At 55.1% G+C, this 26,546-nt stretch carries 22 protein-coding genes and 2 tRNA genes; 21 read left to right on the top strand and 3 right to left on the bottom strand.

What is annotated here, in order from left to right; translation table 11 throughout:
* Positions 1–3: 3 nt before the first annotated feature.
* Entirely contained in the window at positions 4–1,650 is a 1,647-nt protein-coding gene (gene recN / locus EKL30_RS11545; protein WP_126707390.1) for a DNA repair protein RecN, read from the top strand.
* Positions 1,651–1,658: 8 nt separating this feature from the next.
* Here recN and fur read toward each other — a convergent pair whose 3' ends face one another.
* Entirely contained in the window at positions 1,659–2,084 is a 426-nt protein-coding gene (gene fur, locus EKL30_RS11540; RefSeq protein ID WP_126707389.1) for a ferric iron uptake transcriptional regulator, read from the bottom strand.
* A gap of 191 nt (positions 2,085–2,275) precedes the next feature.
* Between fur and EKL30_RS11535 the strand changes: the two genes are divergently transcribed.
* Both EKL30_RS11535 and dapB read left to right on the top strand, forming a co-directional pair.
* The gene (locus EKL30_RS11535; protein WP_126707388.1) at positions 2,276–2,857 is read left to right on the top strand and encodes an outer membrane protein assembly factor BamE; all 582 of its coding nucleotides are present in this window, start codon (positions 2,276–2,278) and stop codon (positions 2,855–2,857) included.
* Between the two features lie 8 nt (positions 2,858–2,865).
* Complete coding sequence (gene dapB, locus EKL30_RS11530) at positions 2,866–3,657, top strand: 4-hydroxy-tetrahydrodipicolinate reductase (protein ID WP_126707387.1); 792 nt, start codon at positions 2,866–2,868, stop codon at positions 3,655–3,657.
* 36 nt (positions 3,658–3,693) lie between these two features.
* Here the strand turns inward: dapB and murB are convergent, their stop codons facing one another.
* Positions 3,694–4,734 (bottom strand): UDP-N-acetylmuramate dehydrogenase, encoded by a 1,041-nt coding sequence (gene murB, locus EKL30_RS11525; RefSeq protein WP_126707386.1) that lies wholly within the window; start codon positions 4,732–4,734, stop codon positions 3,694–3,696.
* Between the two features lie 284 nt (positions 4,735–5,018).
* Between murB and EKL30_RS11520 the strand changes: the two genes are divergently transcribed.
* Positions 5,019–5,094 (top strand) — tRNA-Gly (locus EKL30_RS11520).
* Between the two features lie 54 nt (positions 5,095–5,148).
* Positions 5,149–5,222 (top strand) — tRNA-Cys (locus tag EKL30_RS11515).
* 109 nt (positions 5,223–5,331) lie between these two features.
* On the opposite strand, the gene EKL30_RS11510 is transcribed toward EKL30_RS11515, so the two are convergent.
* Positions 5,332–5,628 carry a hypothetical protein gene (locus EKL30_RS11510; protein WP_126707385.1) on the bottom strand — a complete coding sequence of 99 codons (297 nt, stop codon included), beginning with the start codon at positions 5,626–5,628 and terminating at the stop codon, positions 5,332–5,334.
* A 601-nt stretch (positions 5,629–6,229) separates the two neighbouring features.
* Here EKL30_RS11510 and EKL30_RS11505 point away from each other — a divergent pair.
* The 16 genes from EKL30_RS11505 (at position 6,230) to EKL30_RS11430 (ending at position 26,445) form a co-directional block, all read left to right on the top strand.
* Positions 6,230–6,871 (top strand): transcription termination/antitermination protein NusG, encoded by a 642-nt coding sequence (locus EKL30_RS11505; RefSeq protein WP_126707384.1) that lies wholly within the window; start codon positions 6,230–6,232, stop codon positions 6,869–6,871.
* A 407-nt stretch (positions 6,872–7,278) separates the two neighbouring features.
* Positions 7,279–8,337: a polysaccharide biosynthesis/export family protein gene (locus EKL30_RS11500; protein ID WP_233583046.1), complete on the top strand. Its 1,059-nt coding sequence runs from the start codon at positions 7,279–7,281 to the stop codon at positions 8,335–8,337.
* A gap of 7 nt (positions 8,338–8,344) precedes the next feature.
* Complete coding sequence (locus EKL30_RS11495) at positions 8,345–8,791, top strand: low molecular weight protein-tyrosine-phosphatase (RefSeq protein ID WP_370246265.1); 447 nt, start codon at positions 8,345–8,347, stop codon at positions 8,789–8,791.
* Between the two features lie 94 nt (positions 8,792–8,885).
* Positions 8,886–11,117: a polysaccharide biosynthesis tyrosine autokinase gene (locus EKL30_RS11490; RefSeq protein ID WP_126707381.1), complete on the top strand. Its 2,232-nt coding sequence runs from the start codon at positions 8,886–8,888 to the stop codon at positions 11,115–11,117.
* A gap of 2 nt (positions 11,118–11,119) precedes the next feature.
* Positions 11,120–12,595, top strand: a complete 1,476-nt coding sequence (locus tag EKL30_RS11485; protein ID WP_126707380.1) for a lipopolysaccharide biosynthesis protein — start codon at positions 11,120–11,122, stop codon at positions 12,593–12,595.
* 61 nt (positions 12,596–12,656) lie between these two features.
* The gene (locus EKL30_RS11480; RefSeq protein ID WP_126707379.1) at positions 12,657–13,835 is read left to right on the top strand and encodes a polysaccharide pyruvyl transferase family protein; all 1,179 of its coding nucleotides are present in this window, start codon (positions 12,657–12,659) and stop codon (positions 13,833–13,835) included.
* 8 nt (positions 13,836–13,843) lie between these two features.
* The gene (locus EKL30_RS11475; RefSeq protein ID WP_126707378.1) at positions 13,844–14,977 is read left to right on the top strand and encodes a glycosyltransferase; all 1,134 of its coding nucleotides are present in this window, start codon (positions 13,844–13,846) and stop codon (positions 14,975–14,977) included.
* 21 nt (positions 14,978–14,998) lie between these two features.
* Complete coding sequence (gene asnB, locus EKL30_RS11470; protein ID WP_126707377.1) at positions 14,999–16,957, top strand: asparagine synthase (glutamine-hydrolyzing); 1,959 nt, start codon at positions 14,999–15,001, stop codon at positions 16,955–16,957.
* On the top strand, positions 16,958–18,103 hold the full coding sequence (locus EKL30_RS11465; protein ID WP_126707376.1) for a glycosyltransferase: 1,146 nt from the start codon (positions 16,958–16,960) through the stop codon (positions 18,101–18,103). It begins immediately after the preceding gene.
* A gap of 32 nt (positions 18,104–18,135) precedes the next feature.
* On the top strand, positions 18,136–19,518 hold the full coding sequence (locus EKL30_RS11460) for a phenylacetate--CoA ligase family protein (protein WP_126707375.1): 1,383 nt from the start codon (positions 18,136–18,138) through the stop codon (positions 19,516–19,518).
* Positions 19,518–20,723 carry a hypothetical protein gene (locus tag EKL30_RS11455; protein ID WP_199748548.1) on the top strand — a complete coding sequence of 402 codons (1,206 nt, stop codon included), beginning with the start codon at positions 19,518–19,520 and terminating at the stop codon, positions 20,721–20,723. The genes EKL30_RS11460 and EKL30_RS11455 overlap by 1 nt, the downstream gene beginning before the upstream one ends.
* Positions 20,720–21,856, top strand: coding sequence for a glycosyltransferase family 4 protein (locus EKL30_RS11450; RefSeq protein WP_126707374.1), 1,137 nt, complete (start codon positions 20,720–20,722; stop codon positions 21,854–21,856). Before EKL30_RS11455 ends, EKL30_RS11450 begins: the two co-directional genes overlap by 4 nt.
* A gap of 58 nt (positions 21,857–21,914) precedes the next feature.
* Positions 21,915–22,553 (top strand): sugar transferase, encoded by a 639-nt coding sequence (locus EKL30_RS11445; RefSeq protein WP_126707373.1) that lies wholly within the window; start codon positions 21,915–21,917, stop codon positions 22,551–22,553.
* Complete coding sequence (locus tag EKL30_RS11440) at positions 22,550–23,209, top strand: acetyltransferase (RefSeq protein ID WP_126707372.1); 660 nt, start codon at positions 22,550–22,552, stop codon at positions 23,207–23,209. Before EKL30_RS11445 ends, EKL30_RS11440 begins: the two co-directional genes overlap by 4 nt.
* 4 nt (positions 23,210–23,213) lie before the next feature.
* A complete protein-coding gene (locus tag EKL30_RS11435) occupies positions 23,214–24,410 on the top strand; it encodes a DegT/DnrJ/EryC1/StrS aminotransferase family protein (RefSeq protein WP_126707371.1) in 1,197 nt (398 codons plus the stop codon).
* On the top strand, positions 24,400–26,445 hold the full coding sequence (locus EKL30_RS11430) for a nucleoside-diphosphate sugar epimerase/dehydratase (protein ID WP_126707370.1): 2,046 nt from the start codon (positions 24,400–24,402) through the stop codon (positions 26,443–26,445). Before EKL30_RS11435 ends, EKL30_RS11430 begins: the two co-directional genes overlap by 11 nt.
* Positions 26,446–26,546 lie beyond the last annotated feature (101 nt).

The following is a 26,546-nucleotide window of genomic DNA, read 5'->3' as shown; positions in this document are numbered from 1 at the left end:
TAAATGCTGCGTACCTTGCACATACGCGACTTTGTCATCGTCGATCAGGCCGAGATCCAGTTCGAAACCGGCTTCACGGTTTTCTCCGGCGAAACGGGCGCTGGCAAGTCCATACTGATCGATGCCCTCTCCCTCGCCCTAGGAAGTCGGGGCGATACCAGCGTGCTGCGCGAGGGCGCCACCCGAACAGATATCTCTGCCGTCTTCGAACCTCCCGCATCGTTGCACTCATGGCTGAGCGAACACGAGTTTGATATCGACGATGACCTGGTATTGCGCCGCGTCATCGACAATCAGGGCCGCAGCCGGGCTTTCATCAACGGCCTACCCGTCACGCTAGGGCAATTGCGAGAGCTCGCTGAACACCTGGTCGACATTCACGGCCAGCACGCCCATCAAAGCCTGCTTAAATCTGCCAGCCAGCGCGACTTGCTTGACGCCCAAGGAGGGCAACAAGCCTTGGCGCGGCAAGTGCAACAGGCATGGCAACAATGGCAGCAAGCCGAGAAAACACTGATCACCGTGCGAGAAAATGCAGCGGCGCTCCAAGAAGAACGCGAACGCCTGGAATGGCAATTGTCCGAACTTGACCGGCTGGCACTGCACGAGGGCGAATGGGATGACATCACCAACGCCCACAATCGATTGGCTCACGCCCAGGCGCTGCTTGATGGCGCCACCCAGGCGCTGGCCGCCCTCGGAGAAGATGAAGGTTCGGTCCAACAGGGTCTGAATGTAGCATCCCATCAAATTCGCCAGTTGCTACGCCACGATAGCCATTTGCAGGGCGTTTACGAATCCATCGAATCGGCCCGCATCGCCAGTTCCGAGGCAATATCGGATCTGAACAGCTATCTCGACAAACTCGAACTGGACCCAGCAGCGCTCGCACACGCCGAACAGCGCATGTCCGCAATTTTCGACATGGCCCGCAAGTTCAAAATCGAACCTGCAGAGCTTCCCGCGCTGCAACAGTCTTGGCGCGACCAGCTGGCCCTCAGCCAACATGCAGGCAACATCGACCTACTGATCAAAGAAGCCCGGGAAGGCGAAAATGCCTATCGCTCCCTGGCCGACCAGCTCAGCACAGCGCGCCGGCAAACCGGTAAAAAGCTTACAAAACAGGTCACCGAAGTCATGCAGACGCTCGCGATGAAAGGCGGTGCATTCGAGGTAAGCCTGAACGCCTGTGAACCTTCCGCGCATGGCAATGAAACCGTCGACTTCCTGGTTGCCGGGCATGCCGGCACGCGACCAAAACCCTTGGCCAAAGTGGCCTCGGGCGGCGAGCTTGCTCGCATATCGCTTGCGCTATCCGTCATTGCGAGCCAAGCCGCACGGGTGCCAACGCTAATTTTCGACGAGGTCGATACCGGGGTGGGCGGAGCCGTGGCAGAGGTGGTGGGTCGCCTTCTGCGTGAGCTTGGCGAACGTCACCAGGTATTGTGCGTTACGCATCTTCCACAGGTCGCAGCGCGCGGCTCCCAGCATTATGAAGTCAAAAAATCGACAAGTGGAAGCACCACGCTGTCGATTATCGAGCCGCTGGACGCACAGGGCCGTATCAACGAGGTCGCCCGTATGCTGGGGGGCCTTAAAATCACCGACACAACCCGCAAGCACGCTAGGGAAATGCTGCTCGCGGGGTGAAATGATGCCTATTTAGTGTGTTTAGGGGAACACTCGGGGCAAATTCCGTACAGCAGCATGGTATGGCTTTCCAAGTGAAACCCCTGATCCTTGGCGACCTTGTGCTGGCGCTTTTCAATTTCGTGATCGGTGAATTCCACCACCTTGCCACAATTTGTGCAGATAAGATGGTCGTGATGATCACCATCGTTTAGCTCGAATACGGCTTTCCCCCCGTCGAACTGGCTTCGCACCAGGATACCTGCTTGCTCGAACTGGGTAAGCACGCGGTAAACGGTTGCCAGGCCAATATCGACCTCTTCGGCGATCAGGGTACGGTAAATGTCTTCGGCGCTTTGATGGCGTAAATCGGCCCGTCGGAAAATATCAAGAATCTTGAGGCGCGGAAACGTCGCCTTCAAGCCCATAGTCTTTAATTCACTTTGGTCATTCATAGCTAAAATATCTCTGGCGGTAATGATTATGTGGCAGGCTTCCAGCACAGTGCCGTACGCCTGACGCAGACTAACGCTATTATGCGTTTATTCTTAAACCTTTATGATAACGGTTTTACTCGATCCGAATATAACAGGGGCGCTTCGTGCTGACGACTGCAAAACCAGTATTTTCAATGCTTCGCGCCGGTATGGCTGCAAGTGTACTAGCCGTGGCGCTTTCTGCCTGCGGCTCAACCAATTGGGGCTTTCCTTACCGGCCCGATGTACAGCAAGGTAACTGGATTACCTCGGAGCAAGTCACACAATTACAGAAGGGTATGACGCGTGAACAGGTCAGATTCATCCTGGGAACGCCGACCCTGCAGGACATATTCCACAGCGACCGCTGGGACTATCCTTACTACAACAAGCCAGGGTATGGCAAAGAACAAGATCGCAAGTTCACTGCCTGGTTCGAAGGCGATAGCTTAAGCCGCTGGGAAGGCGACGAACAGCCCGACCGGCAACCATTCCAGAAAGCTGATACCGGGGCGAGTAAAGACGGCACGCCCCAAGGCTCAATTAGCAGTGAATCGGCGCCGCAGACACCGATCGAATCTCAAAACGCTCCTGTCAACACTGTCGCGCCCATAGGGACGGTTGAATCGCCGGTGCAGGCCGAAAGCGCTGAACCACAACACAGAAAGCCAATAATTAACGCGAACGAGCAGCGGCGTTCCACCTTAGGCGTGCCGACACCCGGTCGAAGCGGCGCCGAACCTTTGCGCTAGGAGAAACAATGCGTATTGCTATAGCAGGGGCTGACGGCCGTATGGGGCGCATGCTCATCGAAGCCGTTATGGAAAGTCCTGACCTCAAGCTGACGGTAGCGCTCGATCGCGCCGGCTCGCCTTCCCTGGGTCAGGATGCGGGAACTTTCCTGGGCCGTGAAACGGGCGTGCTTATCAGCGATAAGCTCGACGATCTTGCACAGGCAGATTGCCTGATCGATTTCACCCGTCCGGAGGGTACGCTGGCGCACCTGCAGGCGTGCGTGACGCACGGGGTGAAATGCGTCATTGGCACCACCGGGTTCGACGATGCCGGCAAAAGGGCCATTCAGGCGGCGGGTCAAAAAATAGCAGTGGTCTTCGCCCCAAACATGAGCGTCGGCGTCAATGCCACGCTTAAGTTGCTCGATATGGCGGCCAGGCTGCTTAACAGCGGCTATGACGTCGAGGTGTTCGAAGCACATCATCGTAATAAGGTCGATGCCCCTTCGGGCACTGCGCTAGCAATGGGTCAGACAGTAGCCTCGGCATGGGGCAAAAACCTGGACGACATCGCCGACTGGGCGCGTCATGGTGAAACCGGGGCACGCGAAACCGGACAGATCGGCTTTTCGGTGCTGCGCGGCGGCGATATCGTCGGCGACCACACGGTATATTTCTGCGGCACCGGCGAGCGAATCGAAATTACCCACCGCTCGAGCAGCCGGGCAACCTATGCCCAAGGCAGCCTTCGCGCCGCGCGTTATTTGTCGCGTAAGGAGTTTGGCCTGTTCGATATGCAGGATGTATTGGCCAGCTAAAGTGGCAGCCTGCCCGCGAATCTTGCGAGCAGGCGCCTACGTATCGCGCAACCTGTCGTCCACGATTACTGGCTCCTGATCCAGGCGTACTCCAAAACGGTCGGCGACATCAATGCGTATCGCGTCGGCCAGCGATTCAATATCGTGTGCCGTGGCCCCGCCATGATTCACCAGGACCAGAGCTTGGCGCTCGTGCACCCCAACGGGTCCAAGACGCCGCCCTTTCCATCCAGCTTGATCTATCAGCCAGCCGGCGGCAAGTTTATAGTCGCCGCCAGCCTGCGGATACGCAACCAAACCGGGGAAACGGGCTTTGATATCACTGAATACATCGCCAGAAACCACGGGGTTCTTGAAAAAACTGCCGGCATTTCCCATGACCGAAGAATCAGGTAGTTTTTTGCGTCTTATTTCGCAGACAGCGTCGAATATCTGGCTAGCCATCACAGAGGCGCCCGCCTTCTGAAGTACCGGGTGCTGTTGTAGATCGGGATAGTCTATTACGGGCTGCCAGTCCCGCTTGAATGAGAACCGGACTTTGACGATAAGCCATCTACCGGGTTCCGCTCGTTTGAAGAAACTATTGCGATATGAAAATTGGCAGTCGGCGGCACTCATTTCCAGCAGTTGCTTGGTGGCCATATCCCAAACAACCAGACTGTGAAAGCGCTGATCCAGCTCGACGCCATAAGCGCCGATATTCTGGACAGGCGCCGCGCCCACCGTACCGGGGATAAGCGCCAAATTTTCAAGACCATTCCAGCCCTGCGCCAAACAGCTCGCTACGAAATCGTGCCAAACTTCTCCGGCATAAGCTTCGACAATGACTTCGCGATCAGTTTCACTAACAATGGCGATCCCTCGCGACTCGACCTTGATGACCAGACAATCCAGCGCGGGGGCCAGCACAACATTGCTCCCCCCACCTAATATGAACACAGCCGGATAATCGCACGCTACGTCTGACAGTTCCGACAAATGGGCGTGAGAGTCATACCGCAGAAAAGCATTAGCGTACGCGCGCAAGCCCAGCGTATTAAGAGAAGTGAGGTCCTGATGTGTAATTTGCAGCAAAATTCAGCCTGAAGTTGATAACGATTTGACAGACCCCCATACATTTATGCTATTATTTTGGTCTTGGCTAAATATTACTAGATTTTTGGCGGTCTTTTTAAGCACATGGCTATCGCTTCACTTAAAAAGAAAACGTTTGCACGTACGAGGCTGTTAAGCCCCACACAGGCAAATGGCAAATCAGCTTGATTTGCACTGCGTCAAAAAAGTAGTTATACTGCGAAGCTTCTTTCAGCAAGGTTACTAACCAGCCAACACTGAAAAGAAATTTTGGCAGCAGTACAAATGCGGGAATAGCTCAGTTGGTAGAGCGCAACCTTGCCAAGGTTGAGGTCGCGAGTTCGAGCCTCGTTTCCCGCTCCAAATTCGAAAAAGGGAAGCCATGGTGCTTCCCTTTTTCACATGTGTTTTACCTGCGGCGCAATGGCAGAGTGGTCATGCAGCGGATTGCAAATCCGTCCACCCCGGTTCGATTCCGAGTTGCGCCTCCAAATTTTCCGGACCTCTGGTCCAGATACTAAAAAAACCCTGACCGGCATTAGCTAGTCAGGGTTTTTTGTTGCCTGCACACAAGCGCAGGCACGCTATACGGATGATCGTTTACCAGCCCATAAACTGGGCAATGATCAAAGACAGCACCCCACCGGCTGCGAGAGCCACAATGCTTTCAAACTTGATGGCTCCGCCATCGACATAGTCATACACCGCTTTCGCCACAACAACAAAGCACAGCGAGCCCAATGCTATCCCTACCCCCTCGGGAACCAGGAAGGCCGCTAACGCAATACCGGCCAAGAAGTGAAGCAACATAGTCAACGTGCGCGCACCTGTGGAGTTTTTGACTTTCAAGATAACGGATGGGGTCTTGTAGGCGATGCTTAGTTTAGAAGTATTCATGAAATGCACCAACAGAGGCGCCAGGTCGGAAAGATTAACTATTCCGCGCGGGGAGCGCGACGAATGAAAAACCTGAGCGAATCACGGTGGAAAATATTTCACCAGCCGCCGAATGTCCGGGTTTCTACTAATTTAGAACTACAAAAAGCAACAGAACCGGTGCCAAGGATGCGGACGAGGAGCGCTTTTCGATTAAATGCGTGCAAAAGATCGCAGTCACGTTCAGTTGCTTTCTTCAATATTACCACATAACTACCGTTACTTTTGACTAGGGCGGACGCCTATTTTAGACAAATGAGTATGGCCAAAAATGCCAGCAATATCGGCTATATAGCCTATAAAACACGTAACAAAATTAGGGCCGCTCAACTTGTAAATGCAAGCACGATGCAACCGGTGATTTCATAATTTTGTAATACATATCTATTTGTGACGACCTTATTTATTACTTTTTTATGAACATTCAAGATGTTTTTTTCCAGTCGTAATTGAATGCGGTTTGTTACAGAGCGCTCAAACTCCTCTGATAAAGTGCACCGTCACTAAACTTTTACTGACGCGGGCGACGCAGATGTAAGGCTTTGAAGAGGAGGTAAGCGATTTGCTTTGTACACAAGACAAATCTTCTGTCGAAATGCTGGACACCGCCTCTTCGGCGGAGACTACAGTGGGTCAGGAATCTGACGGGGTCTGGTATGTGGCTTACACCAAGCCTCGCCATGAACGGATCGCGGAGACGAATCTGAATCGGCAGGCTTTTCAGACTTACCTTCCCTTGTTCAAGACCTTTAAGATGCCAGCGAGCAAAGTGCGCAATCAGAACGACGGAAGCAACACCGGTTCTGCACAGACGCCGGAGCCCGGGCTAAAGGCGTTGACCTCCTATGAGCCGATGTTCCCGCGTTACCTGTTTTTCAGACCGTCTAGCTCGAAGCAGTCCATCGCCGCAGCGCGATCCAGCAGGGGCGTTAGTCATGTAGTGTCATTCGGCAGCGAGCTTGCGCAGGCTTCACCGCACCTTCTGCAGGCCATTCGTGAAATGGAGAACCGTCGAAACAGCCTGGAGCCGAATGCCATCAGTCCGTTTCGGACCGGAGCACACGTTCGGCTACGCGATAACCCTTTGGCCGGAATGGAGGGTGTGATTCATGCCGTTGGCGCTAAACGAGTATTACTGCTTATGGAAGTCCTTGGCCAAAGAAAATTGGTGAAGGTGAAGCCGGGACAAGTTGAATTTGTCTAGGCCTTAGAGACTATCCATCGTTCGCAGCCCAGATACACACCGCGCTGCGCATACCTCAAAAACTAAGGGCGGGTATACCGCCATTTTCCGCATTTTTGCGGAAAGCACGCAAATCGCGGAAGCGATAAAGCGAAGTTCAGGCCGTTGGCGCTACCGCGCGCCACAAATAAGAGCCAAGCCAATACAGCGTTTTCTGCCATTTTGGCAAAAAACACTGCGGTAGCCTGCCCGGCCACTTTGTAAACCATAGGACAACACGTTCTTAATCTACGTTTTTGAAAGTTCATTTGATGAGATCCAAAGTTTCAACCAACGATTCCAGCTTTACCAATCGCTGTACAACCATCTTCGCAATAATTGGCGCGGCCTTTGCGTTGTCTGCGTGCACCTTTTCACCGGGCATGCACATGGGAAGTCCTACAGCGGTTCAGGAATCGTTTGAGAGTGATGAAGCTCCGGAAGGAGCTTTGACCAAAATTACGAAAGACCTTATCAGCGAGCAGCGGACCAATCTTTCTAAAGAAGTAAAGAAAGACGTCCAGGGCCTGTTCGGTGTCGGGAAGGCCTACCGGATAGGCACGGGCGATATCGTCAATATTGTCGTCTGGGGACATCCCGAACTTGCCCTGGCCCCTGCAACCTCCAACCGCAGCACAGGATCATCAAGCCAAGCTGATGTCGGTAATGGGTACAACGTCAATCCAGATGGAATTATTCAATTTCCCCTGCTCGGGCCGGTTAAATTAGCTGGGCTGACGGAAAACCAAGCTCGTGAATTATTGACCCGACGACTTGCCAAGTATGTCAAGGATCCGCAATTGACGGTGCGAATGCAAGCCTATCGGCATGAACGCGTCTATGTAGACGGCGAAGTGCGCGAGCCGGGCCTGCAGACCATGGATGACATCCCCATGACACTGCCAGAAGCGATCAACCGCGCGGGCGGCTTCACGCCGACAGCCGATCGTTCGTCTGTCATCCTTACGCGTGGAGGCGTATCGACCGAAATCAATCTTCCTCAGCTGACTCGCCTGGGAGTGAACCCTAATAAGATTCTCCTCGCGGGAGGCGACCTGCTGCGAGTCGTAGATCGCAACGAGTCGAAGATCTTCGTGCTGGGAGAGGTTTCAGCGCCCCGTGCCTTGCAGATGCATGATGGCCGCTTGTCATTGACCGAAGCGCTCGGTGAAGCGGGAGGAGCCAACACCCTTACGTCGGACCCCAATCAGATTTACGTGATTCGTAAAGTCCCCAATGAACAGAACGCCGATAACGCCCAGGCGCAAATCTATCATCTGGATGCGGGATCGCCCTCTGCCTTCATGCTGGCAAATGATTTTGAGTTAAAGCCCCGGGATGTCGTATATGTGGACGCCGCTCCGGTTGTGCGCTGGAACCGCGTGATCAGTAATGTTCTGCCAAGTTACGACAGCCTGTTCATCAACACTCGAAACACCACTAAATAGGCGGCCCATCATGGATTCCATCCTAGTCGTCTGCGTCGGAAATATTTGCCGCAGTCCCGTGGCAGAAGCCTTGCTCAAGAAGCAGTTTCCTGACAAGTCAATCTGGTCGGCCGGTTTGGCCGCGTTGGTCGGGAAGCCAGCTGACCCCCTTGCTCAGGCGGTCGCAACGCAGCATGGCCTTGACTTATCGGAGCACCGGGCTCAGCAAATGACAAGCTGGATGTGTACACGGGCTGACCTGATACTGGTCATGGAGAGCGCGCACAAGCGGGAACTGGAACAACAGCAACCCATGTCGCGAGGAAAAATACATTGCCTGGGCGACCTGGGCCCATCCAATCTATTTGAAATCGCCGATCCCTACCGGCAAGCCGTCCAAGCCTTCGAAGCCGCTCACGCAGCTATCGACCGAGGCGTCAGATACTGGTCCGACCGCATCAGGCTATTGAGCTGAAAGGTCTTGCCCGAACGCCCTTCCCTGCCATTGTGTGCTGCGCCGCTGGCACACATATGAGTGCGCCAACATCAAGCTGCCCATCCTCAAGCGAATGACTACACCTAACGACAACAACCCACCCAGCCTCTCCGAGCTCCGGGACAACGACGACATCAATTTCCTGGGCTTGCTGGATGTGGTCCTCGAGGCTCGCTGGTTAATCGCTGCCATAGCGCTCGTCACAACGCTACTGGGCGGCATTTACGCCTTTCTTAGCCAACCCGTGTATCAGGCCGACAGCTTGATTCAGGTAGAACAAAGCCAGGGCACCACCAGCAATCTGTTAAGCGAAATGTCCACCCTGTTCGACGTGCAATCGTCTGCATCCGCCGAGATCGAGATACTGCGATCGCGGCTGGTGGTCGGACATGCGGTCGACAATCTGCAGCTATACCTCAGCGCAACTCCGAATTACCTGCCCTTCATCGGCCCCTGGCTGGCTGCACGGGCCACCGAACTGTCGGATCCAGGTTTTCTGGGCTTCGGCCGATACGTGTCGGGCACCGAATCAATACGTCTGGGTATGCTGGACGTTCCCCCACAACTGGAGGGCCAGAATCTTGCCGTACTGGTCACCGCTGAAGGATATGAACTGCAAGATGCCGAGGGTCGCAAACTTACCGAAGGCAAAGTTGGCATCGCCAGCAACTTCGATGTGGACGGCGAACCGGGCAAGATTCTGATCAACAAATTGGACGGCAAGCCTGGCGCTGAGTTCACCGTGGTGCGCCGCTCGCGCCTGGCTATGATCAAAGGTCTCCAGAACGGGTTGGTTATTACGGAAAAAGGCAAGCAGTCCGGAGTGTTGTCCATAACGCTTGCCGGTACGAATCCAGCCAAAATCACCCGGACTCTGAATGCAGTTGGGTCCGCGTACGTACAACAGAACATTGATCGCAAAGCCGCAGAGGCCGAAAAGTCGCTCGCCTTTCTGGACGATTTTTTGCCCGAACTGAAACGAAAAATGGATGAAGCGGCAGATAAATATACGCAGTTTCGCGACGCCCATGGAACATTCGACTTGGGCACAGAAGGCTCGCTGTCGTTAAACACTTCGGTCGGCCTGGAAACCCAGCTGTTCGACTTGGAACAAAAGCGGCGAGAGCTAAGCTCGCAGTTTACGGACGAACATCCCAACGTCAAATTGATCGACGAGCAGATTCGCGCGTTGAAGCGACAAATCTCACAGTTGTCCGGCCAAATAAAGAAACTGCCCGATATGGAGCAGCAATTGCTGAACCTGATGCGCGACGTCAAGGTTAATGGCGAGCTTTACGTGAACCTGCTGAACAGCGCACAACAACTCAGGCTCGTCAAGGAAGGCAAAGTTGGCAATGTGCGCGTCGTTGATACCGCCGTAGCGCCAGAAACCCCGATCAAACCGGATCGCGCGATGATCCTTGCCATAGCGGCGCTTTTCGGCCTTGCAATAGGCGTCGGCGTGGCCCTGGCGCGCAACATGATGCGTCCCGGCATCAAAGACCCTGCCGACATTGAATCGACGTTGGGGTTGCATGTGTTCGCTACCGTACCGCATTCCGAGCCGCAGACCGCGTTGCATGGAATGATATCGAATCGCGTGGCCGGCACACATGTACTGGCTGCAATCTCGCCCCGTGACCCAGCTGTAGAAAGCTTGCGCAGCTTGAGGACAGCAATGCAGTTCGCCATGCTGGACGCCACAAACAATGTCGTGCTGTTCACGGGGCCGACTCCGGGTATCGGCAAATCGTTTACGAGTGTGAACTTCGCCACCGTGGTTGGCGCGGGGGGCAAGCGGGTTCTGCTGGTGGATGCCGACCTGCGCAAGGGCTATATCAACCAGTACTTCGGGCTGGATCGCAACAATGGCCTGAGCGAACTTATCGCTGGGGGACGTTCTCTAGAACAGGTCATACATAAGAATGTCGTGCCAAATGTGGATTTGATCACCACCGGCGTGCTGCCGCCCAATCCCGCAGAGTTGCTGATGTCGCCTACAACGGCCAGCGTGCTGCGCGAGATGTCTGCCGGCTACGACGTTGTGCTTTTCGACACCAGTCCGGTACTGGCCGTTTCAGACGCCATTGCACTTGCAGGTCTGGCCGGCACGGTGTTCTTGCTTGCAAGGGCTGAAGTCAGCACCTTGGGCGAGATCGAAGAATCGTCCAAGCGCCTGCTCCAGGCAGGCACCCGGGTAAAGGGCGTTATTTTCAACGGCCTCGCCGCTTCGACTCGGCGCTATGGCTCGAAATATGGAAATTACAAGTACACCAACTATGAATACGAAGCCGAGAAGTCCTGACAGTGAGCAGTCTTAACAGGAAAATCGGAATAGGTATTGTCTGGAACATAGCCAATATGTTCGTCAGCCGCGGTGCGTCCGTGATTTTTACCTTATTCCTGGCCAGGTTCCTGGCGCCGGATGCGTTCGGGCTTATGGCGATGATTGCCATATGCTACGCGCTGGCCGACGCCTTGATGACATCGGGGTTCGGGCAAGCGATCATCCGGCAAAAACAACTTGAACCCATCGACCTCTCAACGGCGTTCTTTACCAACCTGGCCTTCAGCGTTATTACTTACCTGCTGATTTACCTGGTGGCACCCTGGGCAGCGGAGTTCTACGAGCAGCCTGAACTGACGCAGTTGATTCGAGTTACCGGCGTGGTCCTTTTCATCAACTCGTTAAAAGTCGTGCAACAGGCATTATTGAATCGCAATATGGACTTCAAGTCCTTGATGCGAGTCAATTCGATAGCGACGGTCGCCGCAGGAATCGTAGCAGTGTCGATGGCCTATGCCGGTTTCGGGGTCTGGAGCCTGGTCGCGCAATTCATGGTATCGGCGGTGGTATCGACCGGCATGCTGTGGCTCTCCAGCACGTGGCGTCCTAGCCTTTCATTCAGTGTTGCCTCGTTCAAAACCATGTTTGGTTTCGGTTCACGACTCACTCTGGAAAGCACGTTGAATGTCTTGTACGAGAATTCATACATTCTTGTCATCGGCAAGTTGTTTACCCCAGAGGTCACCGGGCTGTACTACTTTGCCAAGCGGATTCGCGATCTGATTGTCGACCAGGCCAATAGCGCGGTGCAGCAGGCAACGTATCCGGCCATGGCACAAATTCAGGACGAAAACGCAGGCCTGAAGAAAATGTACCGAGTGATTATTCAGCTGCTGTTCTTTGTAATCACCCCGAGCCTGTTGATTGTTTCCCTACTGGCAGAACCGCTGTTCCAGATAGCCTTCAACGAGCGTTGGCTGCCGGCAGTGCCCTACCTGCAACTGCTATGTATGGCGGGAATCCTGTTTCCGATACAGGCTGTCAATTTCAATATGCTTAAAGTCAAAGGCCGTACCGACTTGATCTTATACCTCGGTCTTGTCAAAAAAGCGCTTCATCTTGTTCTGCTCGCGGCATCCGTTCCTTATGGCATCGTCGGCATCCTGATTGGCCAGATCATCGCCGTCGTGCTGTCGTCATTGCCCTATATGTATTACTCAACGGCATTGATCGACTATCGCCTCTCGGAGCAAACGATCGATATTTTGAAACCGGTGGCGGCGTCTGCGGCGGCTGTCGCGACGACTGCACTACTTTTGGGTGCGGTCGACGTATCGGCCCTATGGTCCGCATTGCTTGGCGGAATGGCATTTTTCGTCCTTTATTTTGTGATCTGCCACTTCGCCAGGATCGAGGCCTACGTGCTTATGAAGAACAAACTACTCGCCCTGTTGTCTGGCCACTTGCGGACGAAAGCGGCTAAGACTCGTGCCTGATGAACACCCCCAGCGGGGACCGAACTAATGGAACTGAACGAAGTGTGGAATGGATTTAATAATGGGTAAAACGCTATTTGCCGGGGAGTATTCCTCCAAGAACGTAGGCGACGGAATCATCAAGCTGGCCATTGAAAACTTGTGTCGCGATAACGACGTAGAGGCCGATTTCAAGGATTTCTTCGGCAATCCCATAGGCGAAACCAGCTTCACACTGTCCCATGCCAAACCGAAGAAGAACATGTTGAAAACTCGATTACTGCAATCGAGTGCCGTCAACTACCTGGTCTCTATCCTGTTTTACTTCACGCGATACAAGAAGATAGCCGCCAGCTACAAGACCGAGCACTACGCTCAGGTAGTGATAGGCGGCGGCAACTTGTTAATGGATAACTTTCTTAATTTTCCTTTGCTGATATTGCGCATCGTTCAGCAGTGCGAACGCAACGCCGTTCCTGTAAAGCTTTTTTCGGTCGGCGCGGGAAAGAAATACAGTTGGCTTGCCAGGAAGATCGTCGCCCGGATTCTCAAGTCGCCCGCGGTCACCAGCGTGATGTGCCGCGACGACCATTCATGCGCTTTGGTCAAATCCACCGTCGGTAAGCCCTATGCTGATAAGGTCTATTCCAGTTTCGACAGTGCGCTTTACCTGGATAGGGCCAACACTCCCGCTGGCTCCAGCGGTACGGTGGGATTGGGCGTCATTGCTCCGTCCATACTGAAAACACTTATCCCGGAACATCCCATGTCAGACAAGGACTATGCCTTGCGGTGGTGGGCTGGGGTTGTTGAGTCGCTTGCCGCAAAGGTCGGCGCCGAAAAGATTGAACTGCTATCGAACGGATCGGATCTTGATAATGAGTTCGCACACGAACTGTGGGAAAGCCTGAAACACCAATATCCCGGTGTATCCGTCTGCACCGCCATCAAAAGCCCCGTCGATTTGATGAACAAGATAGGCAGCTATCGCGCGCTTGCGGCGTACCGCATGCATGCCGCTGTCACCGCCATGGCGCTGCAAGTTCCAGTGGTTGGTTTCGAATGGGATCCCAAGGTGCTCCACATGTTCACGTACTGCGGCAAGCGCGACTCCTGCGTTTCCTTAGCGCAATTCCCGCAATGCTCGGCGCAGGACATAGGCGCGATGCTGTTGCTTGAAACACCTGCCCACATCGATCCAATCAGGGCAAGCCTTCAGAAAGACTTTCTGTTCACTGTCAACGCCGCAATGCCGGCGTGAATAGGCAAATGCAAGACGTAAACGAAAAGCCCTCAGGCAGACTCGCGCTATTTATTCCATCGCTGAATGGCGGCGGTGCAGAACGTGTCATGGTTTCATTGGCAAACGGTTTTGCAAGGCGCGGCATCAATGTCGATCTCGTTCTGGTAAGGGATATCGGCGTTTATCGCGCCGAGGTCGCCCCCGAAGTGCGTGTGGTGGACCTGAAGGGAAAGCGCGCCTTGACCAGTTTGTTCTCCCTGGCGAACTACCTTAGGCGAGAAAAGCCAGCCGCCATGCTTTCAGCGATGAATTATGTCAATGTGGTCGCGGTATGGGCTCGTTTTGTTTCCGCAAGCCCCACACGCCTGGTGTTGTCGGAACACGCCAATCTGTCGCAAGCCGTGGCCGACACGAAAGGAATGGTGTCGAAAGTATTGCCGTGGCTGATGAAAGTGTCGTATTCCCGGGCGGACGCCATCGTAGCGGTTTCCGACGGTGTGGCCGACGATTTGAGCCGAACGCTGGGCTATTCCCGAACCGCAGTCGAGACCCGTCATAACCCTATAGAAACGGTCGAACTCGCGCTCAAAAGCCTGGACCCTTTGAATCACCCCTGGTTTGCCAGCGGTGAACCACCCGTGATTATCGGCGTCGGGCGCCTGAGCAAAGAGAAAGACTTTCCCACGTTGATAAAGGCGTTTGGCCATCTGCGGCGGTCGACTAACGCCAGGCTGGTGATACTGGGCGAAGGCGGCGAGCGGCCATTCGTGGAATCGCATAAAGACGCCTCCGAATTCAAAGACGACATACTGCTGGCGGGTTTCCAAGGCAATCCTTACAACTGGATGCGCGGCGCATCGGTCTTCGTGTTGTCGTCCCGCTGGGAAGGTTTTGGCAACGTGCTGGTCGAAGCCATGGCTTGCGGCACGCCGGTGGTCAGCACGCACTGCCCTAGTGGTCCGGACGAAATACTCGAACAAGGCAAATGGGGCCGTCTGGCTCCGGTCGGTGATGCCATCGCATTGGCCGACGCCATCAGGCAAACCTTAGCCGACAAAACCCCGCCAGATGTCAAGAAAAGGGCAGACGCCTTCAGCGTCGACCACGCGATCGACGGCTATCTGAACGTATTGGACCCGGAACGATCACGTTTTGTCTGATACTTCTATTCAAGGATTTTTATGTGTGGCCTGACAGGCTTCTTTTCACCTGCTAGCACTACTACGAGCGCCGAGATTGGTCTCGGGATGGCGGATGCCATTGCTTACCGAGGTCCTGACGACTCGGGCGTATGGTGCGACCATGCTGCAGGACTGACACTGGCCCACCGGCGCCTGTCGATTCTCGATTTGTCGCCTGCCGGTCATCAGCCCATGCATTCGGCTTGTGGCCGCTACGTCATTGCATTCAATGGGGAAATTTACAACCATCCCGAATTGCGTCAGCGCTTAAGCGACGAAGGCTTGCAAATCAACTGGCGCGGCCATGCAGACACCGAGACGCTACTGGCCTGCTTTGCCGCCTGGGGAGTCGAGGCGACACTGCAGGCCACAACGGGAATGTTTGCCATTGCCCTTTGGGACCGTGAATCCAGAGTCTTGACGCTAGCGCGGGACCGTCTTGGCGAGAAGCCTCTGTATTGGGGCTGGCAAGGCCATATGTTGCTGTTCGGATCGGAGCTCAAGGCGCTCAAAGCGCATCCCGATTTTCGGCCCACGATAGATCGCAATGCCATCGCCCTGCTTTTGCGTCATGGCTATATCGGCGCACCACATAGCATCTATCAGGGCATACAAAAGCTCGGTGCCGGTCACTACATCAATATTCAACTTCGCGACCCGGTGTCGGCGCGTCTTGCCGAGCCGCGCGCCTATTGGAAAATGAATGACGCGATCCACGCCGGCCTGGCCAATCCCTTTGCCGGCTCGGAAAAGGAAGCAAGCGATGCGATTGAGCAGCAGCTGAGCAGTAGCATAGGCGCGCAAATGCTCGCCGACGTTCCCCTGGGTGCGTTCTTGAGCGGCGGGATCGACAGCAGTGTCATCGTCGCCCTCATGCAAACACAGAGTCAGCGACCCGTACGCAGTTTCACGATCGGATTTGACGACGAACGTTATAACGAAGCGAATCACGCCCGGGCGATCGCGCAGCATATAGGAACCGAGCATACTGAACTGTATGTGCGCGCCGAAGACGCGCTAGCTGTGATTCCGCGCTTGCCCGACATCTATGACGAGCCCTTTGCCGATAGCTCGCAGATACCTACGTTTCTCGTCTGCGAATTAGCCAAGCAGCACGTCTCCGTTGCCCTCAGCGGCGATGCCGGCGATGAGTTGTTCGGCGGATATAACACCCATCAATTTGCCCCGGCGCTTTGGCGCAAGATAAGCCGGCTACCCGCGCCACTGCGGAACATGGTCGCTGGGGGTCTCGAAGGCGTGTCGGCCACTTCGTGGGACAGCATTCTGAAAACGCTAAGCCCACTGATACCCGGCAAGACCGGACGCTCACTCAATGGCGAAAAGCTCCACAAGCTGGCGGGGCTAATGTCTTCGGGCGGCCCGGAAGAACTCTATCGCCGGCTTAGCAGCCATTGGGGTCGGCCTGAGCACCTCCTGATTGGTTCCCACGAGCCCGCAACACTGCTCAACACGCCCGAGGCGTGGCCGCATACCGACAGTTTCGAACACTGGATGATGGCTGTCGGAACTCAGTCATATATGGCCGATGACATTCTGCCCAAGGTCGACAGGGCTGCGATGGCAAATAGCCTTGAAGTTCGTGTGCCCATGTTGGACCACCGGTTTGTGGAGCTTGCATGGCGCATGCCACTAGCCATGAAAATCCGCGAGGGAAAAGGAAAGTGGCTGTTGCGCGAAGTGCTGTACCGGCACGTTCCGCGCGAGCTTATTGAACGGCCAAAGAAAGGTTTTTCGGTGCCATTGGCTGCTTGGCTACGCGGCCCTTTGCGCGACTGGGCAGAGGCACTGCTGGACGAACGTCGAATCCGACAGGAAGGCTATTTTTATCCCGCGCCCATTCGTCAGGCATGGCGACTTCATTTGGAAGGTAAGCATGATTTTTCCGCCAGGCTGTGGTCCTTGTTGATGTTCCAGGCGTGGTTGGAAAGACAAACGTAAATGACTAGCAAGCATCGTATAAAAATCGCGCACGTGATCGTCGGCTTGGATGTAGGTGGCGCCGAACGCTTCTTGTATCGCCTTGTAGAAGCCCACAACGCCTGCCCCGAATTCGAACATCGGGTGATATCGCTGACCGGAAAAGGCGTGTTGGGCCCCAGGCTGGAAAAGATGGGCGTGCCCGTTAGCGCCTTGAATATGCGCAGCGTACGCGATGCGCCTAAGGTGTATTTCCGGCTGCTCGCCGCCCTTCGGAATGATAGACCCGACGTCTTGCAATGCTGGATGTATTACGCCGACCTGTTAGGAGGCCTGGCGGGCCGGCGCTTGGGCATTCAAAACATTCTGTGGGGTATACGAAATTCCCACTTCGAGTCCGGCGGAACGCGCCTGAAGCGACTGATCCGAAAAATATGCGCCTGGGGTTCTCATGCCATTCCACGGCGCATTGTTTGCGTGGCCGAATCGGCGCGCGCCGTCCACGCCGCAGCGGGCTATGACCCGTCCCGCATGCAGGTAATTCATAACGGCTACGACCCTGAACAATTCCGGCATTCCGAGTCAGCACGGCTAACCCTGCGCAACCAGCAGGGCTTCGCGAGCGACGATGTTGTCATCGGATCCGTGGGCCGGTATAGCGCTGCCAAGGACCATGCAAGCTTTATTCGCGCGGCAGGCATGGCGGGCCGTACAGACGCAAGGCTGCGATTCCTGCTTGTTGGCCGCGACCTGACGATGGAGAACCAGGCCCTTGTAACGCTGATGGACGCCACTGGTTTTCCGGAACGATTTTCTTTGCTTGGCGAACGCGCCGATGTCGCGGCATGCATGAGCGCCATGGATATCTTCTGCCTGCATTCCCGAACCGAAGGATTTCCCAACGTTCTGGGTGAAGCCATGTGCATTGGTTTGCCCTGCGTCACAACCGATGTGGGCGACGCCAACGTATTACTGGGCGAAACAGGCCTGATCGTTCCGGCTGATTCAACTGAACGGCTGGCGGACGCCATGACCCGGATGGCACAGGAGGAACCGTTGCAAAGGAAAGAAAGAGGTCAACAGTCGAGGCGGCGCATAGAACAGTTTTTTACCCTTAGGCATGCCGTCGACCAATTCGAAATGCTTTACCGGCGACCGCAAATTTGACGGCCGCTTGTCAATCTGATTTCTGGTGAAAAATGGCTTTGAAAGATTTTATTCTTAAGTACGCACCCATCGTGGTGCAAAACGTTGGCATCAGCCTTTACAACACCTTCCTTTACAGTCAGCGGCACAAGGGTCGCTACAAGGCTTACCGAGACTACTATCGCCGTTTCGAAACAGCAGCAGCGCCGGACGTAGCATGCGAGGCCGACAGGCGGCTGCATGAATTCCTGCGGGCCGCTACACAGCAATCTCGGTGGTATGGAAACCATCAAGGGAAGTCGTTGCATGAATTTCCTATCCTGGAGAAAACGCAACTGCTTGCGAATATGGATTCCATTCGCACGATGGAAGAAAAGGATGGAATTGTCAGCCTGACCGGCGGCACTACCGGCGCCTCCATGAAAGTCATATACGCACCACACGACATGCAAGAGCGCTTTGCGTTGAAGGACCACTTTCGTGCCAGGTACGGCTACAGCCTGGGAAAGAAGGTGGCATGGTTCAGTGGCAAAAGCCTCGTGCGCCCCAAGGATTTACTGCGGGGTGACGTATATCGTGACGACTACATCAACAAGATCCGCTTCTTTTCAACTTTTCATATTAGTCAGCAAAATTTCGATGCCTATTGGCAGGCATTCTGCCAATTCAAACCTGAATACCTTGTCGGCTTTCCGTCCAGTGTCTATGACCTGTGCACCATGGCCGAAGAGCGAAATCTGAAATACGACGGTTCGGTTACCGCTTTCTTTCCAACCGCAGAAACCGTGCTGCCAAAATACCGGGAAACTATTTCCCGCGTATTGGGCTGTCAGGTCATCGACCAGTATGCCGCATCCGAGGGCGCACCATTCATTCTGCAGTGCCCCAGCGGTTCGCTGCACATTCACCCCTTGACCGGTGTATTCGAGGTCGTCGACGAGAACCTGCAAGCGGCCGAGGAAGGAGAAATCCTGGTGACCGCATTCACAACCACTGGCACGCCTCTTATTCGCTACCGCATCGGCGACCGGATAAAGCTGGCGCCGCCATCGTTCAAATGTGCCTGCGGTTCAAGTTTTCCGGTAGTCGAATACATCGATGGACGGACTTCGGACTTCATCTGGTCGCCGGAAAACGGCAAAGTGAACTTGGGCAACATCAGCAATTGCACCAAAGACGTCGCGGGCATTGTGTGCTTCCAGGTGACACAGAGTGAAGCCGACTCAGTGAGCATCTCGGTTGTCGCCAATGACCAGTTCACTGCCGACCAGCAACAACACTTTCTGGACGCCATGACCCTGAGGCTGGGTAAGTCTGTTGCCGTTCACCTTCATCTTGTGCAAGAAATTCCACGCGAGAAAAGCGGCAAATTTCGTATCGTTAAAAACATGCTGACGCCCGAATCGATGAGCCCGGCCGCACTGCAAAGAAACTGATGGAACTGGCACTGACCGACACGCCCATCCATTTAGCCAGCGCCTTGCTGGTATTTTTGGCAGGCCTGTTTATTACCCTGTCGATAGGCAAGCGCCTGCAACTGCCACAACGGAGAACCTTGCTCCTTTACATGTGGCATTCGTTGTTTTGCGTTGTCTATGCCGTGTACGCCATCACCAATGGCGCCGATGCATTGGTGTATTACATCAAGGCCATGAACGGCGAGTTCATGCTGTCGGTTGGCACCGGCGCCGTGGTAAGCATTGCCACGCTTTTTGTCACGGGGTTGAACCTGTCGTTCCTCGGCGCCTGCCTGCTATTCAACATCTTTGGCAGTATTGGCTTGCTGGCCTTCGACGCCAGCCTGCGGGCCACCACCGTTGACAAGTCCGCGTTAGTACGCCGCTTCGCCACCTTGATTGTTTTCCTGCCTTCAATCAGTTTCTGGACCAGCGCGTTAGGAAAAGATTCGCTGGCTTTCATGGCAACGGGACTTGCGCTGTGGTCGGCCATGAACCTGAAGCGCAGAGCCCTGTTGATGGTCGCCGCGGTAGGGATTATGTTACTGGTGCGACCTCACATAGCCGGAATTATGGTGATTGCACTGACTGGCTCGCTCGTGTTTCAGAAAAGCATACCGCTGCCGCAGCGCATGCTGCTAGGAGGCGTGGCGCTAGCGGCAACCGCCGCCATGATTCCCTTTGCCTTGAACTACGCCGGTGTGGGCGAGGGAGCGGGTGCTGAAGATTTGGCGAGCTATGTCGAACAACGGCAGTCGGTCAACACACAAGGTGGCAGCAGCATCGACATTTCCTCGATGAGTCTGCCCATGCAGCTGTACAGCTATCTATTCAGGCCGCTTCCGTTCGAAGCTGGAAGCATATTCGCTTTAGCAGCATCGGCTGACAATCTTCTCCTGCTGTTCCTGATCGTGGCTGGCAGCTTCAAAATGCTGAAGCGAAACAAGCAAGTATCGGATACCAATCGCACCTTCCTGTGGATCTATTCTCTGCTGTCATGGCTGGTCCTGGCCATGACTACGGCAAACCTGGGGATCTCGGTCAGGCAGAAATGGATGTTCGCCCCCATGCTGATCCTACTTTTCATTTCCGTTCTGGGCAAATCGCGCCAGCGGCAGGGCTCCGGTCCCGCCGCCCGCAGACGTCGAACCCGTAGCCCCGCCACAGTCGAGCAAACATTATGAAGTTCTTACTGATCGCCGGATTCCCCGATTCGCTGCTGCAATTTCGCGGCCCACTGATTGATGCCTTGCTGGCTGCAGGCCTGCAAGTGCATATCGCGGCACCTGATTTGCCTGCGGATGACCCGATGCGCCGGCGTCTGGAAGACAAAGGTCTTGAAGTTCACGATATCCCGCTGCGCCGCACCGGCATGCGCCCCATGGCGGACCTAAAATGCGCGCTGCATCTGTGGCGGCTTATGCGACAGATAAAGCCTGACTTCGTATTGGGCTACACCATCAAGCCGGTAATCTATGGTTCCTTGGCGGGCTGGCTTGCCCAAGTTCCCCACAGATTCGCCTTGATTACCGGTCTGGGCTACGCTTTTCAAGGACAAGATGACGGAAAAAGTTCCCGCCGCTTGCTGCGCTGGTTAGTCCAAGGCCTTTATTCGCTCGGGCTGCGCAAAGTTCATAAGGTGTTTTTTCAGAACCCGGACGACGAAGCGTTATTCAGAACATTGCGCATTCTCCGCCCGGACACGCGCTCCTGCGTGGTCAATGGCTCGGGCGTGAATGTCGCTGAACATCCCCAGGCCGCACTGCCTGTTGAACCCCATTTCCTTCTGATTGCCCGGCTGTTGGGCGACAAGGGTGTACGCGAGTATGCTCAGGCGGCTGCGCGCATCCGCACTCGCCGCCCCGACGTCGTGTTCAGTCTGGTCGGCTGGATTGACGAGAACCCAGACGCCATCACCGCCGCCGAGCTCGATACATGGATTGAACAAGGCACCGTCAATTACTGGGGCCGTCTAAGCGACGTACGGCCAGCCATCGCGGCATGTAATGTCTACGTGCTTCCTTCCTACCGGGAAGGGACGCCACGGACCGTTCTGGAAGCCATGGCGATGGGCCGCGCAGTAATCACCACCGATGCCCCGGGCTGCCGAGAGACTGTGATTGATGGCGCCAATGGGTTCCTGGTGCCAGTCAGGTCGGTAGATGCCCTAGCCGCTGCAATGCAGCGATTCCTGAACGAACCTGCCTTGGCCAGGCGCATGGGTGCGAAGTCGCGCGAAGTGGCGGAAGACAGGTACGACGTGAACAAAGTCAACGCCATCATGTTGCGCGAGATGGGCATTACCGGCCGCAGTTGAATCTGCCGCCAATCAATAGCACCGCCCGCATTCCTGCGGGCAAAAGATTAGGAAATGAATGATTAAGCGCATGCTCGATATCACCGTATCGGCATCTGCCCTGTTGCTGCTCGCTCCGGTTATGGGCGTCGTGGCGTGGCAGGTCCGACGCAAGCTGGGTTCGCCCGTCCTCTTTCGCCAGGTACGGCCCGGACTTCACGGTCAAGCCTTTGAAATGATCAAGTTCCGCAGCATGCGAAACGCGCGGGATGCGGATGGCCGGGCATTACCGGACGCGCAGCGCCTGACTGCGTTCGGCGCCCTTCTGCGCTCTACGAGCCTGGACGAATTGCCTGGACTGTGGAACGTGCTTAAGGGCGATATGAGCCTGGTCGGGCCGCGTCCCTTGTTGATGGAGTACTTGCCGTTATACAGCCCTGAACAATTCCGACGCCACGACGTGCGTCCAGGAATAACCGGCTGGGCACAGGTGAACGGGCGCAACGCGCTGAGTTGGGAAGACAAGTTCCGGCTGGATGTCTGGTATGTCGAACATCAGTCTTTTTGGCTTGATATGAGGATTTTATTGTTGACGATCAAGAAAGTTTTACTACGCGATGACGTTAGCGCTGAAGGCGAAGCAACGGTGGCCCGGTTTACGGGATCGCCAAACGTTGAGCCGGGCGCAGCGTCAGAACACACGAGGCACCAAGCATGAGCAGTCCACTATATGCAGTTTACGGCGCCAGCGGCTGCGGCCGCGGCATTATGCCTATGGCAAAAGTCCAACTCGAAAAACTGGGAGTCGCTCCCGAGAGGCTGGTATTCATCGACGATGCACCCACGGCAACTCATCTCAATGGGCATAGAGTACTGACCTACGACGAATTCATGGCAAGTGAGGCAGACCGGCGTTATGCGATCCTGGCGATTGCCAACGGCGCAATCCGCGAAAAGCTCGCCAAACGGTGCGCCACCGATGGCGTATTGTCCTGGTCAGTACGCGCAACCAATGTGATCACCATGGACGACGTCACCCTGGGCGAAGGCGCAGCCCTCAGCCCTTTTGTGACCCTGACTTCGAATATCCGCATCGGGCGCCATTTCCACGCCAATCTTTATAGCTATGTCGAACACGACTGCGTCATTGGCGACTTCGTCACGTTTGCGCCCGGGGTGAAATGCAATGGCAATATTCATATACACGACCATGCCTATATTGGGGCTGATGCCGTGATCAAACAAGGTAAGCCGGACTGTCCGCTTGTCATTGGACGCGGCGCAGTGGTCGGAATGGGCGCCGTCGTCACTCGCAGCGTACCTCCTGGAGCCACCGTCGTGGGAAACCCTGCCGCTCGTCTTATAAGGAAGTGAGAATATGCTGAATACCGCCTTTTCCGGCTGGCCTTCTTTTACTGATGAAGAGGCCAATGCCGTTCGTGATGTCGTTCTTTCAAATAAAGTGAACTACTGGACAGGTCAGGAATGCCGTCAGTTCGAAAAAGAATTTGCGCAATGGGCCGGTTGCGATTATGCCGTAGCAGTAAGCAACGGAACGCTGGCCCTTGATTTGGCGTTAAAAGCATTGGGTATCGGTCCCGGCGACGAAGTGGTGGTGACGCCACGCACTTTTCTTGCATCGGTTTCTTGCATTATCAATTGTGGCGCCACGCCAGTTTTTGCGGATGTGGATCGCGATTCGCAAAATATCACTGCCGACACCATACGCCCAGTGCTAACGGATCGCACGCGTGCCATTATTTGCGTCCATCTGGCCGGCTGGCCTTGCGACATGGACCCCATTATGAGTCTGGCCGATGAACATAGCCTGTTCGTAATCGAAGACTGCGCTCAAGCGCACGGAGCGCAATACAAAGGGCGCAGTGTTGGATCTATCGGTCACATCGGGGCGTGGTCATTTTGCCAGGACAAAATCATGACGACGGGCGGCGAAGGCGGCATGGTCACCACCCGTGATCATGGGCTTTGGTCCGCGATGTGGTCGTTCAAAGATCATGGAAAAAGTTGGGAAGCCGTGTACGAGCGCGAGCATCCTCCGGGCTTTCGATGGGTGCATGAAAGCTTTGGCACCAATTGGCGCATGATGGAGACACAAGCTGTCATAGGCCGTATTCAATTACGACGGATGCAGCAATGGCAGCTTAGCCGCCTTAATAACGCGCAGCGCATTTGGGACGTCGCGAGCCAATTGCCTGGTCTTCGCGTGCCCGTTCCGTCACCCGACATTCAGCATGCCGCTTATAAATGCTATGTGTTCGTCGATCCGTCACAGCTAGAACAAGACTGGACTCGCGATCATATTCAAGACGAGATCACCTCTCGTGGGGTGCCCTGCTATTCAGGTTCGTGCTCCGAGGTTTACCTGGAAAAAGCATTCGACCACGGCACCTGGCGCCCCCAGACACGACTACCGGTTGCACGAGAGCTTGGAGAGACCGCGCTAATGTTCCTGGTGCACCCAACGCTCGACAGTGCCGAGATCGAAAAGACATGCGAAGTGCTCAAAGAGGTCATGTCACTGGCAACAGTCACCGGTGAATGCGATGTTCGCTGAGATCAAACGCCATCTTCCGGACCTGCGTGTTCGGCTTCTTGCCATGACGCGCGATGAGAAACGGCTGCTGCAGATTGTCGCCGATGCCGTCCTTATCTGGATCGCTTTATGGCTGGCGTTCTTTATACGGCTGGACGACGCGTCGCAGGTTGAACCTTTAGAGGGCCATGCATGGCTCTTTGTACTGGCGCCGATACTCTCAATACCACTCTTTGCGAAGTTCGGGCTCTACCGCGCCGTTATGCGCTACTTCGGCAATCAAGCGTTTACCACGATTGCCAAGGCCGTTACCGCGTCAACCGTTTTGCTGGCCCTTGCCATTTACATCTATGGCAAGCCGCCCGCAGTGATCCCGCGCTCAGTCGTGATCATTTACTGGATGCTATGCCTGTTGCTGATAGGCGGGCTGCGGGTCGTCATGAGGCAGTATTTCAGCAGCGACCGGCTCAGTCTCAGGACAAAGCCGTCGGAACTGCGAGGCGGCCAACGAAAAGACGTGCGTCCACGCGTGATTATCTATGGAGCGGGAGCAGCCGGTAACCAATTGCTCCATGCCTTGCGCATTGGCCGCGAAATGATAGCCGTCGCCTTCATCGACGATAACCCGGAACTGGCGGGTCGCCTGCTGGCGGGGCTTCCTGTACATGCGCCGAACGATCTCGATAATTTGCTGGGAGGCACTGAAGTGGATGAGGTGCTGCTGGCCATTCCATCGGCCTCACGCGCGCGCAGAAACGAGATCATCGACATGCTGACGCCCTATCCCGTCTCCATACGCACGATTCCGGGATTCATGGATCTGGCCAGCGGCCGGGTGCAAGTCGAAGCTCTGCGGGAAGTCGATATTGACGACCTGTTAGGGCGCGACACGGTGCAACCTCATCCTGACCTATTTGAACGCTGCATCCGGGATCAGGTGGTCATGGTCACAGGCGCCGGTGGATCGATAGGTTCCGAGCTGTGCCGGCAAATTGTACGCAATGCCCCACAAACGCTCATTCTTTTCGAGCATTCGGAATTTGGTCTCTACAACATTCAGTCCGAGCTGGAAAGCCACATACGTAACGCCGGACTCGCAATGCGCGTTATTCCCATACTTGGTTCGGTGCGCAATCAGAGCCGGCTTTTTGACGTCATGAACTCGTGGAAAGTCGACACCGTCTATCACGCAGCCGCCTATAAACACGTGCCTATGGTGGAACGCAACATCGCCGAAGGCATTGTCAACAACACCTTCGGAACCCTATATGCGGCACAGGCCGCCATGCGGGCCGGGGTGAAGAATTTCGTGCTGATCTCTACCGACAAGGCGGTTCGACCCACAAACGTCATGGGAAGCACCAAGCGTCTTGCTGAACTGGTTCTGCAAGCGCTGTCCAGCGAGCCCATGCCACATCTGTTTGGTCCAAACGAACACCAGGCGACAACCAACCGGACGCGCTACACCATGGTCCGATTCGGCAATGTGCTGGGCTCATCCGGGTCGGTCATTCCGCTATTTCGCCAGCAGATACGCAAAGGTGGTCCCGTTACGGTGACCCACGCCGACATTACACGGTACTTCATGACCATACCGGAAGCGGCGCAACTGGTTATCCAGGCAGGGTCCATGGGTTCGGGCGGGGACGTATTTGTGCTGGATATGGGTGAGCCGGTGAAAATATCTCAGTTGGCCGAAAAAATGGTTCAGCTTTCAGGTCTTAGCGTGCGGTCGGCACGGAATCTGGATGGGGATATCGCCATTGAGTTCACCGGGCTACGTCCCGGAGAAAAGCTTTACGAAGAACTGCTCATCGGCGACAACGTCACGGCGACGGAACACCCGATGATCATGCGTGCACAGGAAAGTCAGCTGGACTGGGAGACGCTTAAAATTGCCCTTACGGAACTGGCCGGCGCCATCAGAGAAGACGACTATCCGAAAGTCCGGACGCTATTTTTCCAACTGGTCGACGGCTATAAGCCGGATGATGCCATTGTTGACTTAATACATCAGCAACGCGCGCACCGCGCTTCCGTTGCCCACCGGGTGTAGCGAAAACGCCCATTTATAACTTTTGGTAATATAGGTGTTCGAAAAAATTACTTCGCCATAGTAAGGCTTACCATTACAATCGTCCATTCTTTACACCATCT

This window comes from Candidimonas sp. SYP-B2681 (genome assembly GCF_003971065.1).
Lineage (GTDB): Bacteria > Pseudomonadota > Gammaproteobacteria > Burkholderiales > Burkholderiaceae_B > Pollutimonas.
The sequence above is the reverse complement of the archived record's forward strand: the minus strand, read 5'-3'. Positions and strand labels throughout refer to the sequence as shown.